This is a genomic window from Microcoleus sp. B13-B6 (genome assembly GCF_036705405.1).
GTDB lineage: Bacteria > Cyanobacteriota > Cyanobacteriia > Cyanobacteriales > Microcoleaceae > Microcoleus.
In genome coordinates this window covers 1-13,629 of sequence record NZ_JAUBUJ010000080.1, presented here as the reverse complement: position 1 = coordinate 13,629, position 13,629 = coordinate 1, and the positions used below count along the sequence as shown (strand labels likewise).

General features: G+C 44.7%; 13 protein-coding genes and 1 pseudogene. 7 read left to right on the top strand and 7 right to left on the bottom strand.

The window, feature by feature from the left end; all coding sequences use genetic code 11:
* Positions 1-305: 305 nt before the first annotated feature.
* The 4 genes from QUB35_RS27845 (at position 306) to QUB35_RS27830 (ending at position 3,518) form a co-directional block, all read left to right on the top strand.
* Positions 306-1,646: an adenylosuccinate synthase gene (locus QUB35_RS27845; RefSeq protein ID WP_333144868.1), complete on the top strand. Its 1,341-nt coding sequence runs from the start codon at positions 306-308 to the stop codon at positions 1,644-1,646.
* 299 nt (positions 1,647-1,945) lie between these two features.
* Positions 1,946-2,317 (top strand): hypothetical protein, encoded by a 372-nt coding sequence (locus QUB35_RS27840; protein WP_333144867.1) that lies wholly within the window; start codon positions 1,946-1,948, stop codon positions 2,315-2,317.
* A 37-nt stretch (positions 2,318-2,354) separates the two neighbouring features.
* Positions 2,355-2,723, top strand: coding sequence for a hypothetical protein (locus tag QUB35_RS27835; RefSeq protein WP_333144866.1), 369 nt, complete (start codon positions 2,355-2,357; stop codon positions 2,721-2,723).
* Between the two features lie 192 nt (positions 2,724-2,915).
* Positions 2,916-3,518, top strand: a complete 603-nt coding sequence (locus QUB35_RS27830; RefSeq protein WP_333144865.1) for a 50S ribosomal protein L25/general stress protein Ctc — start codon at positions 2,916-2,918, stop codon at positions 3,516-3,518.
* Between the two features lie 89 nt (positions 3,519-3,607).
* Here QUB35_RS27830 and QUB35_RS27825 read toward each other — a convergent pair whose 3' ends face one another.
* Entirely contained in the window at positions 3,608-3,889 is a 282-nt protein-coding gene (locus QUB35_RS27825; protein ID WP_333144864.1) for a hypothetical protein, read from the bottom strand.
* Positions 3,890-3,913: 24 nt separating this feature from the next.
* Between QUB35_RS27825 and QUB35_RS27820 the strand changes: the two genes are divergently transcribed.
* The 3 genes from QUB35_RS27820 to QUB35_RS27810 all read left to right on the top strand — a co-directional run bounded on the left by QUB35_RS27820 (position 3,914) and on the right by QUB35_RS27810 (position 8,015).
* Positions 3,914-4,255: a hypothetical protein gene (locus tag QUB35_RS27820; protein WP_333144863.1), complete on the top strand. Its 342-nt coding sequence runs from the start codon at positions 3,914-3,916 to the stop codon at positions 4,253-4,255.
* Positions 4,256-4,281: 26 nt separating this feature from the next.
* Positions 4,282-6,996 (top strand): tetratricopeptide repeat protein, encoded by a 2,715-nt coding sequence (locus QUB35_RS27815; RefSeq protein ID WP_333144862.1) that lies wholly within the window; start codon positions 4,282-4,284, stop codon positions 6,994-6,996.
* A gap of 95 nt (positions 6,997-7,091) precedes the next feature.
* On the top strand, positions 7,092-8,015 hold the full coding sequence (locus QUB35_RS27810; protein ID WP_333144861.1) for a DUF4214 domain-containing protein: 924 nt from the start codon (positions 7,092-7,094) through the stop codon (positions 8,013-8,015).
* 153 nt (positions 8,016-8,168) lie between these two features.
* On the opposite strand, the gene QUB35_RS27805 is transcribed toward QUB35_RS27810, so the two are convergent.
* The 6 genes and pseudogenes from QUB35_RS27805 to QUB35_RS27780 all read right to left on the bottom strand — a co-directional run.
* Complete coding sequence (locus QUB35_RS27805; protein WP_333144860.1) at positions 8,169-9,368, bottom strand: glycosyltransferase; 1,200 nt, start codon at positions 9,366-9,368, stop codon at positions 8,169-8,171.
* A gap of 43 nt (positions 9,369-9,411) precedes the next feature.
* The gene (locus QUB35_RS27800) at positions 9,412-10,665 is read right to left on the bottom strand and encodes a glycosyltransferase (RefSeq protein ID WP_333144859.1); all 1,254 of its coding nucleotides are present in this window, start codon (positions 10,663-10,665) and stop codon (positions 9,412-9,414) included.
* Positions 10,666-10,732: 67 nt separating this feature from the next.
* On the bottom strand, positions 10,733-11,989 hold the full coding sequence (locus QUB35_RS27795; protein WP_333144858.1) for a glycosyltransferase: 1,257 nt from the start codon (positions 11,987-11,989) through the stop codon (positions 10,733-10,735).
* A 56-nt stretch (positions 11,990-12,045) separates the two neighbouring features.
* Positions 12,046-12,447 carry a hypothetical protein gene (locus tag QUB35_RS27790; protein ID WP_333144857.1) on the bottom strand — a complete coding sequence of 134 codons (402 nt, stop codon included), beginning with the start codon at positions 12,445-12,447 and terminating at the stop codon, positions 12,046-12,048.
* Complete coding sequence (locus tag QUB35_RS27785; RefSeq protein ID WP_333144856.1) at positions 12,428-12,919, bottom strand: hypothetical protein; 492 nt, start codon at positions 12,917-12,919, stop codon at positions 12,428-12,430. The genes QUB35_RS27790 and QUB35_RS27785 overlap by 20 nt, the downstream gene beginning before the upstream one ends.
* A 20-nt stretch (positions 12,920-12,939) precedes the next feature.
* A pseudogene (locus QUB35_RS27780) lies at positions 12,940-13,629 on the bottom strand (hypothetical protein); the annotation flags it as partial.

Here is a 13,629-nt window from a genome sequence, read left to right as displayed (position 1 = left end):
AATTTAGTCCTATACGCATCAGTGGTCAGAAACCGGGTTTTCCCAAATACTAGCCAACAACCTCCAGCCGGTAAACTCTTCCACATTTAAGCTGCACATGGGATTCCCCTAAAAACTCGTCAAATCCTCACCCATTCTTCCCCTCTCCTACTCTCCCTTCCCAGTCCCCCGATAGGGCTGGAAGTTGGTTTTTGAGAGCAATACAGCCTCAAGTCTCTCAATTGTAACAAAAATTTATTTGACATTTCGGACGCATTCGTACATAATCGGAGATTGTGTCAACCTGAACAGAACGCGAGAAACCCTTGGCTAACGTAGTTGTAATCGGCGCCCAGTGGGGCGATGAAGGAAAAGGCAAAATTACCGATTTGCTCAGCAAATCCGCAGATATCGTTGTCCGCTACCAAGGGGGCGTCAACGCGGGTCACACCGTGGTAGTCAACGGTCAGACTTTCAAGCTGCACTTAATTCCGTCTGGGATTCTCTACCCTGATAAAGAGTGTATTATCGGCTGCGGCACGGTCATCGACCCTAAAGTTTTAATTGCAGAGTTAGATCAGCTAGAGGCACTGAATATTTCGACAGCCTCCCTGATGATTTCGGAGACGGCTCACGTAACGATGCCCTATCATCGATTAATTGATGTAGCATCGGAAACGCAGCGGGGAAATTATAAAATCGGGACGACGGGACGCGGCATCGGCCCTACTTACGCCGACAAGTCGGAACGTACCGGCATTCGGATGCTCGATTTAATGGACTTGGATGGGTTGCAAGAACAATTGGAATGGACGATTAATTGTAAAAATGTCCTTCTTGAAAAACTCTACAATTTGCCGCCTTTAAATCCGCAAGACGTAATTGATGAATATCGAGTTTATGCGGAACGTTTGCGGCCGCACGTAGTTGATAGTTCCCTGAAGATTTATGAGGGAATTTACAAGCGGAAAAATATTCTGTTTGAAGGCGCGCAAGGCACTTTATTAGACTTAGACCACGGTACTTATCCTTACGTTACTTCCAGCAATCCCATCGCTGGCGGTGCTTGTGTGGGAACCGGAGTCGGCCCAACAGCGATCGATCGCGTAATTGGTGTAGCAAAAGCTTATACAACCCGCGTCGGCGAAGGCCCCTTCCCTACCGAAATGGTAGATGGAATTGGCGCAATTTTGGGCGATCGGGGTGCAGAATTCGGCACGACAACCGGCCGCAAACGTCGCTGCGGTTGGTTCGACGCGGTAATCGGCCGCTACGCAGTCCGCATCAACGGCCTTGACTGTCTGGCAATTACCAAACTAGATGTGTTGGATGAATTAGAAGAAATAAAAGTTTGCGTTGCTTACGAAATTGACGGCGAAAAATGTGTTGATTTCCCGAAAAGTTCCCGAATCTTTGCTCGGTGCCAACCTATTTACGAAACCCTTCCCGGTTGGAAACAGTCTACGGAAGAGTGCCGGAATTTGGAAGATTTGCCGCAGCAAGCTTTGAATTATCTGAAGTTTTTGGCAGACTTGATGGAAGTGCCGATCGCGATCGTTTCTCTCGGTGCCAGCCGCGACCAAACTATTATTGTAGAAGACCCGATTCACGGCCCGAAACGCGCTTTGCTCTCTGCTGACGGTACGCCTGTAGCAGCACACTCGTAATCATTGGTCTAAACTTAACGTCAAACCCAGTCAGAGACTGCTGTTTGACTATTAAATCTAGATCCCCCCGGCGCCAAGGGCGGGCACGGGGGCACCGCCCCTACGAAGGGGGGGACAAGACTCTTCTCAAAGTCAACCCCTAGTCCCCTTATTAATGGGGAGTAGGGGGTATGCGAGGGGGATCTAGACTACAATAAAAGTGAGATTTATCAAAGATTTTAGCCTTAAGTTGACACTAATGACTTGTAATATTTTCCCGAAAGTAAGTTGTTAAATCAGGAAGGTCAAGAGGAAAGCTAATGTTAGATTTTATTTTTTATGCCTTCAAAACCGAACTGTCACCACACTATGTCGAAATGTCTGAAGAGGTTTACGAGTGGTTGGCAAAATCAGAATTTTCCAAAATTGGCAAATCAGTTCCCAGAAATATTTTGATACATGAAGAAGAGGAGAAGCTACCTGTAGTTGAGTTAGATCGAGATATTCGCCAGAAGCTCAGAAATTTTTTCCGAGATGCAATTATCTGCGAAAGCGATACCGTCCTCACCAAGCTGGGAGATTCCCCTCTCAAAGAAGAGTATCAAACAGCAACCTACCGTTTGAGGAAATTGCTGGACTTGCTAAAATGTGTTGAAAACGAAGATTATCAGTATCTTCAGCGAGTCGTTTGAACGAGTTTCTCGATGTTTAGTAGCAGGAGTAATCCCAATGTTTGACATCAGTTTTTATTCAGCAAATGGTGAACCGTCCGATAGTGTAAGAATAACAGCAGCTACTTACGAATGGTTAGCAAAATCAGCATTTTCAAAAATAGGTGGCGAATCAGTCGAAACCCAAATTTACCTAGATGAAGAAAATGTAATTCTGCCTCTAGTTGAATTAAATCAAGATATTCGCCAGCAGTTCAAGAAAATTTTCAGCGAAGCAATCATCAGTGAAAGCGATGCAGTTCTTACTAAGCTTGGTGATTACCCTTCAAAAGAAGAGTATCAATCAGGAACGTACCGTCTCAGAAAAATGCTGGAATTGCTGAAGTGTGTGGAAAACGAAAATTATCAATACCTTCAGCGAATTTAATCGGGACTTACGCAACTGGTTCAATTCGTAGGGTGCGTCAGTTGATAAGACCTAAATTTTTTGTCATAAACTCAATACTGACGCACCATACAAGCTAGTTAAAGTGTGACCGTTGACCTGAGTCTGATTAATGTTCGATCGCAATATCACAATTCTGGTAAAATGTGAAAACAATCAACAGAAAGTCAGAAAATGGAACTCGCAGTAGAATGTCAAAAGCGGGCAGAAGGCAGCAAACCTAACGCCCTCCGCCGCTCTGGATTGATTCCCGCCGTCCTCTACGGGCACAAAGGCTCTGAATCCATTTCCCTTACCATCAAAGCCAAAACAGTTGAACACCTGCTCAAAAAGCACGTAGTCAACAATACCCTAATTGACCTCAGCATTCCCGACCTCTCTTGGAGCGGAAAAACCTTGCTCCGGGAAGTTCAAGTTCATCCTTGGAAGGGCTATCCTTACCACCTGAGCTTTTTCTCCGTCGCAACTCAAGACAGTCTGGAAGTTGAAGTGTCGCTGAATTTTGTCGGCGAACCCGTCGGCGTCAAGTTAGAAGGCGGCATTTTGGATACTGTACTGACGCAACTCGCAGTTAAGTGCAAACCTGACAGCATTCCTGAAGCAATTGAAGTAGATATTTCTCATTTAAAGGTTGGGGATGCGCTGCACATTCACGAATTAGTTTTGCCTGCAGGAGTGGTAGCTCTCGGCGAACCAGATCAGGTGGTTGTTAGCGTGCTGGGAATTCAAGCAGGTTCTGAAGCCGAAGACGCAGAAGCAGACGCAGCAGCAGCTTAATTAGTAATTGCTAATAGTTGTTAACTAATGGTTGCAAAAAAAGGGCGATCGCTTTCTCCCAAAAGGGCGATCGTTTTTTGCTAAAAAGGCTATTCTAATTTGGGTTCGATCGCACATCTTGCACCATTGTCAATTAGCCTTTTATGAACAGGCAAGATGCCTGTTCCACAAATAGTGAATGACTTTCTTGTGGGGAGTAGGGGTTGGGCTCCTAGCCCGGCGCTAAAAAGCCTATAGAAAAGGGTGCAATCTCCCTTGCCCCGTCCACAAGAAAGCATCTTACAACTGAGATGTTGCACTATTCTCAATTTCTTGTGGAACAGGCAAGATGCCTGTTCCACAAGAAAATTCATCTCTTGTGGAACGGGCATCTTGCCCGTTTAGGAACAGGCAAGATGCCTGTTCCACAAGAAAATTCATCTCTTGTGGAACGGGCATCTTGCCCGTTCTTGAGAATGGTGCAAGATGTGAGTTACAAGCAAGAACCGGCAGTGTTTACTTTTCTTTACAACACGGGCGATCGACTCTTTAGCTACAAAAGTCTGGACTGGCGCGCAAATCCGCCAGAAACCGTACTGATTCTTACATATTTAGCCGTAAAATCAAAAAATCAGCCGACAATTCCGGTTCCTCGCCAGCACCGAGAGTCAAAAAAATTAAGAATTGGGGGAACAAGCCCGCTACTCTTAGTGTCAAACGCGAGTATAATTGTGAAACGTTTTGACTACCCTATTTAATTCCTGCCTCTGGAGCCGCCGCCCATATGCCATCAACAGTGAATACAGAATCAACAGCGGTTCAATTTAACCAACAGGGAGAAACATACTTATCCCAAGGAAAAATAGAAGAAGCGATCGCCTCCTGCGAGCAAGCTTTGAAGATTCACCCCAATTTTGCACCAGCTTACAAGACTTTGGGCAACGCGCTGCAAGCTCAAGGCAGGATGGAAGAGGCGCGGCACTGGTACGCTAAAGCGATTGAAATAGAACCGAATTTTGCGGAAGTATATGCGAATTTGGGCAGCCTGGGCGCGCAGCAGCAAAAATGGCAGGAGGCGATCGGATTTTATCAAAAGGCGATCGCGATTAAGCCGAATTTCGCGGGAGTGTACCGGAATTTAGCCAAAGTATTCGGACAAATTGGAAAAGCGGAAGAAGCCCAGCAGTGCTGGTATCAAGCATTTAGTTTGGAACCGGAAAAAGTAGCGCCGGGGGAACACTTGAATATGGGCGACGCTTTTTTTCGGCAGGAAAAATTCCCCGAAGCGATCGCCTGTTACGATCGCGCCATAAAATTAAATCCTAATGTGGCTACTGCTTACCAAAATTTGGGCGAAGCGCTCAAAAAACAAGGCAAGTTAGAGGAAGCGACAGCATATTATCGCAAAGCTATTGAACTGAACGCAGCTAATGCGAGAAACGGCAGCGAGGGACAGGAAACTTTGGCGGGTGCAAATGGAACAAACGGTGCAGTTAAGCAACAGCCTTCTGTAACCGCAGTCAAGCCACCAGTGCAGCAGGCAGTGCAGCAGGCAGTTAAGCCGCCAGTTCAGCAGGCAGTTAATTCTACAATTAATATAGAAGATCCAGAAGCATACAAAATATTGGCAGAAGGCTATTTTGCTCAGGGTAAATTGGAACAGGCGATCGCAGCTTGCAAGAAGGCGCTACAAATTAAGCCGGAAGCGCCGCTTTACAAAATGCTGGGCAACGCCCTGCAAGCTGGCGGCAAAATTGAGGAAGCTAAAAGTTGCTATGTCAAAGCAATAGAAATTAACCCTAATTTTGCCGAAGCTTACGCTAATTACGGCAGCATTTGCGCGCAGCAGGAACAGTGGCAGCAAGCGGTTTCTGCTTACGAAAAGGCGATCGCGCTGAAACCGGATTTTGCAGGTGCTTTCCGCAATTTTGCGAAACTTTTGACGCAGTTAGGCAAGTCGGAGGAGGCGGCTGAGGCTTGGTATCGGGCTTTTGCGATAGACCCCAAATCCGGCACGGCTGAGGAACACGAGAATTTAGCCAAAACTTTGATCGAGCAAGGTAAGGTAGATAAGGGAATTGAGTGTTACCGGCGCGCGGTTGAGTTGAATCCAAATGCGGGCGCAGCTTATCACGAATTAGGCGAAATTCTTAAGGGGCAAGAACAGTGGGAAGCGGCGGTAGATGCTTACACTAATGCCATTAGAAACAATCCCGATCTTTCTTGGTCGCACAACAATTTAGCTGAGTCGCTGGTCAAGTTGGAACGCTGGGAGGAAGCTGTAAATGCTTACCGCAAGGCGATCGAATTAAATCCTGATTTTAGCTGGTCTCACAACAATTTAGCCGATGTGTTGCTGAAGCTGGAACGGTGGGAAGAAGCTGTAGAGTCTTACCGGAAAGCAACAGAGTTAAATCCTGATTTCAGTTGGTCGCACAACTATTTAGCAGACGCGCTGATTAAACTGGGAAGGTGGGAGGAGGCAATTTCGGCTTACCAAAGGTCGATCGAACTCAATCCTGACCATTTTTGGGCGCACAACAATTTAGCCGAAGCGCTGGTGAATTTGGAACGGTGGGATGAGGCGGTTGTTGCGTACCGGCGTGCTAACGAAGTTAATCCGAATTTCTTCTGGTCGCAGAGCAAATTGGGGGACGTGCTGCTAGAAATGGAAAGGTGGGAGGAAGCGATCGATGTTTACCGACGCGCGGCCGAGTTAAATCCTGATTTTCCGTGGACTTATTACAACATGGGAACGGCTTTTGAGAAGTTGGAACGGTGGGATGAGTCGATCGCCGCTTACCGCCGTGCTGCGGAGATTCAGGCTGATTTGCCGTGGCTTTCGCAAAAGTTGGCTGATGCTTTGAGGATGCGATCGCAGTGGGATTTGCGGGATGCGATGCGTTTGTACAGAAAGGCGATTCAGGGGAATCCTGATGACGTGCAGTTGTATCACAAGGCGCTGGAGATTGCGCCGAATGATGCTGACCTTTATGTTGAGTTGGCTAATGCTTTGGTGCGGAAGAATTGGTCGGATGGGGCGATCGTCTTTTATCAGATGGCGTTGCAAGTAAATCCCGAATGCGGTGAGGCGCACTTGCAGTTGGGGTTGATTTTCGCGCAAAAGAATGATAAAGAGCGGGCGATGGCTTGTTACCGCTACGCTATTGAGGTTCAACCAAATGAGTATAAACCTTACCAATTGTTAGGCGATGCTTTGAGTGCAAAAGGTCAGCGGGAGGAAGCGATGAACTGTTACCGCCGCGCGCTCGAGTTAAAACCTGATGATCCGTATATCCACAACAATTTAGGGGATATGCTGCGACATCAAGGAGATGTGGAGGGAGCGATCGCTTGTTACCGCCGCGCCATAGAGCTTAAGCCTGATTTCTCTTGGTTCCACTATAATTTAGGGGAAGTTCTAACGAAGAAAGGGCAAATTGATGAAGCGAGTTCTTGTTACCGTCACGCCTTAGAGTTAGAACCAAAAATTTTCTAATTTACCCTCTAATTTGCCATGTATTTCGTAGGTTAACCTAACATCAGAAATACTATTTTCCAGAAAACAATCCCATCGTTATTGAAGGAGCATTCATGACCCCTGAAGAAACCCAGCGTTTAGAATCAAGTATCCAAAAGACTTTATCCACTCACACTAAAAGCGACAAAAGTTTTCTGTGGATGGCTTATTGGGTCATCTTCGATCGTGAAGCAGACCCGGATGGGCTAGAAGCTTGGTTAAACGATATCAAGGGTGGTTTGAGTCGAGCTGATGTCATCAAAAAAATGGTTGAGTCAGAGGAATTTCAAAGACGCCTTCCAGGTGGAGGAGAGGGAAACCAAACTCTTCATAGACTTCACAGTGGCAGAATGAAAATGGTGAAAACACTACTTCCACCGGCTAAAGTTGTTTTAGATTTGGGAGGTTATTCGGCCTCTGATCAAAAAGGTGCTTTATTGCAACTAGGCTATTCTAATCTACCGGAAAAGCTCTATATATTAGACTTTCATCCTGACCAAATGATGTTTCCCGGGCCGGAGTGGCCAAAACACATTAACCACCAAGGTTGTGAAATTGAATATGTCTATGGCAGTATGAATGATTTAGATTCATTTGAGGAAAACTTTTTTGACTTGATTTGGTCTGGAGAATCTATAGAACACATAACCCCTGAAGAGGCTGAAGCAGTTTTCGATCGAGCATACAAATTATTAAAGCCAGGTGGGAAGCTAGCACTAGATACCCCAAATAGGCGAGCCACCAAGCTACAATGCCCTGATACATATATCCATCCCGAACACAAAATAGAGTATTATTGGGAAGATTTATGCAAACTCTTAGAGAAACATAACTTCAAAATCATTGAAACCAAGGGAATTATCGATTTATCAACAGCCATTGAAAAATCTAGCATGGAACATTTTAACCATGAATTTATGAACAGTCAACTCATAAATGATAATCCCGATAAATCCTATTGTTTCTACATTTGCTGTATGCGAGCAGAAGATTGTTAGGGTTGTTGATACAGAAAATTCCAGGTTTATGAAGTACAGTGCAGATCCGATCTATCCCGGTAGGGACACGGGGAGCAGCCGTGTCTCAAGCTGCACTTCATCAACCTGGGATACGCTGTAAGTGTAGCCCTATTTTGTCTGAACCGTATTGCGTTAAAACCTTGAGCGCTCTAATTCTCTTTGAGCTTCCAAAGCCGCTTGTTTCCAAGCTTGAGCTTGGGATTCATACCAGCTTTTTTCTTCTATTGTCCTGGTAATATATTCCAGGCGATGTCTAATTTTTTGACCGATAACCTCTGGACTCAATAAAGACCTAATCTCCTTAGCTCCTCTCACTCCTACTTGCTGTGCTTGCGGATAATTTTGAAAGACATACTGCATCAGCTCCACTGTATGCTCGATATCCGGCTCAGCCCAGATACTACCTTGTGGGTAAAGTCCATAAGCTTCAGTCGTTGCCACTAGATGGTACTTGACCAAAAAACTATTGCCGACATTCATAAAATCGGTATTGGATGAATAAGCCGTAGCTATGACTGGCTTGCCGTAATACATTGCCTCTGCCATAGTCAAGCCAAAACCCTCAGCCCGATGTAGCGATACATAGCAGTTACAATTATCTACTAACCCATGAACCTCTTCCTTGCTCAAATGCCCTTCGATAAGTTGAATAGATGGCCAGTCTTCTGTCATTGCCTTTAGTTGATCGTACTGATTTTGATAATAAGGATGAGGTCTAACCTTAATAATCAGTAAAACATCTTCATTAGACTTCCCAAAAGCTTTTTTAAACGCCTCAATGGTAGCAAAAGGATTTTTTCGCTCAAAACCGCTACCCATATCGAACATGAACAGAAAAATAAATTTTTCTTTGGGTAATCCTAAAGCTTCTCGGCCCAATTCGTTGGGCGGTAAATAAATGCTAGGTGGTAATTTGACAACGGGAAGAGGCGAGACATCGGAAATCGTCTCAGCAGTGTAATTACTGTAAGTCCACACCTCATCAAATCGATTAAAAGCTCCCATGAAAAAATCAGGAAATACCGGAAGTTCCCAAATCCAAAAACCAATATTATAGCGATCCTTAAAATATTCAGGATCGATACAATTCAACAAGGACTCGTGCGGGTTGGTATGGACGATATTAATGGGATAAGAATGATCGCTGGAAAAATTGGTGTATGTAGAATCTAAGTTGCGTTGTGAATCTTCTTTCAGATCCTTGATTGTAAAAGGAATGTTAGCTGCTTCTATCGCTCTGATAGTCCCTCGCACACCCCCGCCCAAACCAAACTCGCCACTCACATGACCGATAATATTAACTCCCAACTTAAAATTTGTGTTATTGAACATGATTGAACTCCTAATAACAAATATCTACAGTAAATTAAACTTTTTAAGTCTTAGTAAGCCTGTGGTGTTGCGCTAGTTCAGATTGAACTTGCTGTGTTGTCTGCCGCCAAACTTGGGTTTGGGACTGGGCAAAAGCCGTCTCTTGCTGCATCTGATGGATGCGAGTTGACCAGTTTGTAGATTGGTTCATCCTGTTTTTAATGATTTCCAATCGATTTTTGATTTTCGTGCCTAGAAGTTGAGGACTCAGTAAAGACTTGATTTCTTGAGCTGCTCTTGCTCCTACTTGCTGGGCTTCTTGGGGATTGTCAACAACATACTGCATTAATGATGCTGCATGATCTATATGGGGATCGGCCCAGTAATTGCCTTTAAAGTAAGGCCCATAATCTTCTGCCAGCGTCACTATGTCATATTTTACTGGAAAACTATTGCCGACATTCATAAATTCCATATTCGATGAGTAGCCAGTCGCGATTACGGGTTTGCCGTAGTACATCGCTTCCGCCATTGTCAAACCAAAACCTTCGGCCCGGTGCAGGGAAACATAGCAGTCGCAATTGGCAACTAAAGCATGAAGTTCTTCTCTCTTTAAATGCCCATCTATAAAGTGAACTGGCCAGCCCTCAGCTTGCGCTTTGAGTTGGTCTCGCTCTTTGGGGAAAAAGCTGCCATTAGAAAACTTGAGTACCAGTAATACATCTTCATTAGATTGAGCAAAAGCTCGCTTAAATGCCTCCAAAGTAGCAAAGGGATTTTTGCGGCCTATGGTACTGTGGAAGTCAAACATGAACAAAAAAATAAATTTGTCTTGGGGTAATCCTAATGCTTCTCTCTCAAAGGACGGTTCGGGAAATTCAAGGCTGGACATCATCTTAATCACAGGGACGGGGGATACGGGCGCGATAGCTTCAGCGCAGTAATTGCTATAAGTCCATATCTCGTCAAATAAAGAAAAAGCGTACAGCCATCCTGGGGGAAATATGGGCAGTTCCCAAGCCCAGAAGCCAATATTGTATCGACCTTTAAAGCATTCGCGATCAACCATGTTGAAAACAACGGGTTCTGGTAGAGTGTGAATCAGGTTAATGGGATAGGGATTTTGCTCGGAAAAACTTGTGTAGCTGTTATCTAAATTTCTATGCCAATCTACCTTAATATCCTTGAGTGCATAGGGAACGCCAGCAGCTTCGATCGCTCTGAGAGTGGCCCTCGAACCTTCTCCCAGACCATATTCACCGCTCAGGTGTCCGATAAAATTGATGCCGAAATTAGAATCTATTGTTTGATTTAACATGGTTCATCTTTTACTTAAGAAATATCTAGAATAAAGGCTTGAGAATTCAGGGCTATTTTCGTTGAAATTAAGAGTATTTTGCTAACTCTTTCTGTACTTGTAATGCTGTCTGCCTCCAAGCTTGGGCTTGACGAGCCAATAGATCTCTTTCTGTCTGAAGTTCATGGAACCGATTTGACAACTGGGTATGATTTAGATGTCCCCTGATAAATTCAAGGCGATTTTTTATTTTTATACCTACAGCTTGAGGATTTAATAAAGACCTGATTTCCTTGGCTGCTATTTTTCCTGTTTTCTGAGCTTCCTGATAATTCTCAAATACAAACTGCATGAGAGACGCAGCATGATCGATATCTGGTTCCGCCCAGACACTGCCTTTGGGGTAAGCTCCATAATCTTCAGTTGTTGTCACCAGTTCGTATTTAACCGGAAAACTATTGCCAACATTCATAAATTCCATATTAGATGAATAGGCGGTGGCTATTACTGGCTTGCCGTAGTACATCGCTTCCGACATTGTTAAACCGAATCCTTCAGCCCGATGCAGAGACACATAACAGTCACAACTATTAACCAAGCCGTGAATCTCTTCTTTTTTCAAATGTCCGTCTATAAACTGAAGAGATGACCAACCCTCAGCTAAATCAATTAGTTCCTGCCGCCGTTGCGGAAAAAGATGAGCATTGGCAAACTTGAGAACGAGTAAAACATCTGGATTAGATTTACCAAAAGCTCGTTTAAATGCCTCAACGGTGGCAAAGGGATTTTTCCGTTCAAAGGAACTGCCAAAGTCAAACATGAAAAGAAAAATAAACTTATCTTTGGGTAAGTTTAGGTTTTCTCTTGTTAATAGAGGTTGCGGAAAGGCGAGGCTAACAGGAATTTTGAGTACAGGAACTTGGGACACAGCCGCAAATGCTTCTGCACAAAAATTACTGGTAGTCCAGATTTCATCAAATAAATCAAATGCCCACTGCCATTCACTAGGAAATACTGGCAATTCCCATAACCACACACCTATATTGTATTTGCCTTTGAAATATTCAGAACCAATGCCGGGAAAGTATCCGGCTAAAATCTGCTCAACCCAATTAGGGTTGGTTTGGATTATATTGATTGGATATGGATTGTCGTCGGAAAATTTTTTGTAGCTGGTATCGGAGTTGGGTAACCAATCTATTTTCAGATCCTTAACCGCAAAGGGAATTCTGGCTGCTTCTAGGGCTCGGAGATTTCCTCTAGCGGCTTCTGCTAGCCCAAAATCACCGGTTATATGACCGGCTAAATTTACACCCAAAGAATTATTTAGTTGATGATTTAACATTGGTCTTGGTTTTGGCTGAGTAGAAATGTCTGAATATGAGTGAAAAACGATTTAATCTATGAAGCCTTTTTAATGAGCAACCCCAAGGATGTTGTGACATATTGTTCCAAATGAAGCTTTAAATGTATCCCCGACCAGGGCGGTACGTCTATGTGACGATCGAACGGCCCACTTCCGGTGTTGTAGTTGAGGACTATTTCGTGTCCTTGGCTTGTCAACTCTGCTGCGAGTCTGTCGATGTCCTGCCGTCGAAACAGTACAGTCTGTTGGTGGTCGATCGTCGCGTCATTAGAAAAAACATTGAATTCGGTGGTGTGTACTGCTATTCCCCCCGGACGCAGACACTTCAGGCTGTTTTTGACGAATTGCAGCCCCAGTTCGATCGAGCCGACGTGCTCGAAAGCGCAAGACGAATAGACAAAATCGAAGCCGACCAAATCAGGATCTATCTTGTTCATATCTGCCACGCGGTAACTCACCTTGGATGCGAAGCGTTCGGGGGGGCAGATGCCGCGCGCGATCGTTAAGTGCCTCTAGCGTGGCTGCATATTGACCGGTACCTGCCCATCCCTGCTTAGTGGCTTCCTCTGAATCTAGGTCTGTGGCCACCACTTCGCTGCCTCGCGCAGCCATTACAGCTACTAACGGTTCCTGGCCGACACCAAAACCTAGTCCGCGCCTGCCTGGTGACATCATGCCCGCCTCAGACAGACACTGGAGAATATAGGCGTACTCCCACAGTTTTCGATGAAATATTGGCTCGTGCGGCAGACGAGTTTCCTCACACCAATAGTAGAAGGCATCCGATCGACACTGGGCCTCGGTGGCCATTTGCGAGACTGGATTGGTTAAGTTTGGCTCGTCATTGACAATCAATGGCTGATGCTTAATGGTAGTTTTCTCAATACTGAAACCCGAGTTTGTAATCATAGCTTCCTTGCAATCTCTTACTAATGGATGGTTAGCGCAGTTTTGCCATTAATGCTACGACGCATCAATTCTTTCCATTCTGCTGAGTTAACTAAGGTATTGGTATCGAGGATATCTCCTTTTTCTGATGAAAAGCAAGCAAAATTTTCTAACCAGTTCAAAACTGTTTCTGTTGTTGAAAAAGGCGTGCACTTCAAGGATTCTTTAAGAAAGTTAGCCATCCCCGCCCTATCACCTTTGCAATAAGCGTACCACCCCTCCCACAATAAGTCTTTGTACTGCATCTGACTTTTGACCTCAGTTTCTCTAACCCTAGCTTGCGAAAACTTTAATCTTTCCAATTCACTCTGAGTCGCGTGCAGTTGTAACTGGGATTGTTCCAATTCACTCTGAGTCTCGTGCAGTTGTAACTGGGATTGTTCCAATTCACTCTGAGTCTCGTGCAGTTGTAACTGGGATTGTTCCAATTCACTCTGAGTCTGATGGAGTTGTAACTGGGATTGTTCCAATTCCCTCTGAGTCTGGTGCTGGATTGCTTGGGATTGTTCCAATTCGCTCTGAGTTTGATGCTGGATTGCTTGGGATTGTTCCAATTCACTCTGAGTTTGATGGAGTTGTAACTGGGATTGTTCCAATTCACTCTGAGTCTGATGCAGTTGTAACTGGGATTGTTCTAATTCACTCTGAGTCTGATGCAGTTGTAACTGGGA

What these genes read in the sequence shown, in the direction of transcription:
- QUB35_RS27800 (WP_333144859.1), bottom strand. Translation starts at nt 10,665, where the DNA reads ATGTTAAATCAAACAATAGATTCTAATTTCGGCATCAATTTTATCGGA.
- QUB35_RS27830 (WP_333144865.1), top strand. Translation starts at nt 2,916, where the DNA reads ATGGAACTCGCAGTAGAATGTCAAAAGCGGGCAGAAGGCAGCAAACCT.
- QUB35_RS27815 (WP_333144862.1), top strand. Translation starts at nt 4,282, where the DNA reads ATGCCATCAACAGTGAATACAGAATCAACAGCGGTTCAATTTAACCAA.
- QUB35_RS27820 (WP_333144863.1), top strand. Translation starts at nt 3,914, where the DNA reads ATGCCTGTTCCACAAGAAAATTCATCTCTTGTGGAACGGGCATCTTGC.
- QUB35_RS27835 (WP_333144866.1), top strand. Translation starts at nt 2,355, where the DNA reads ATGTTTGACATCAGTTTTTATTCAGCAAATGGTGAACCGTCCGATAGT.
- QUB35_RS27810 (WP_333144861.1), top strand. Translation starts at nt 7,092, where the DNA reads ATGACCCCTGAAGAAACCCAGCGTTTAGAATCAAGTATCCAAAAGACT.
- QUB35_RS27785 (WP_333144856.1), bottom strand. Translation starts at nt 12,919, where the DNA reads ATGATTACAAACTCGGGTTTCAGTATTGAGAAAACTACCATTAAGCAT.
- QUB35_RS27825 (WP_333144864.1), bottom strand. Translation starts at nt 3,889, where the DNA reads ATGCCCGTTCCACAAGAGATGAATTTTCTTGTGGAACAGGCATCTTGC.
- QUB35_RS27790 (WP_333144857.1), bottom strand. Translation starts at nt 12,447, where the DNA reads ATGAACAAGATAGATCCTGATTTGGTCGGCTTCGATTTTGTCTATTCG.
- QUB35_RS27805 (WP_333144860.1), bottom strand. Translation starts at nt 9,368, where the DNA reads ATGTTCAATAACACAAATTTTAAGTTGGGAGTTAATATTATCGGTCAT.
- QUB35_RS27840 (WP_333144867.1), top strand. Translation starts at nt 1,946, where the DNA reads ATGTTAGATTTTATTTTTTATGCCTTCAAAACCGAACTGTCACCACAC.
- QUB35_RS27795 (WP_333144858.1), bottom strand. Translation starts at nt 11,989, where the DNA reads ATGTTAAATCATCAACTAAATAATTCTTTGGGTGTAAATTTAGCCGGT.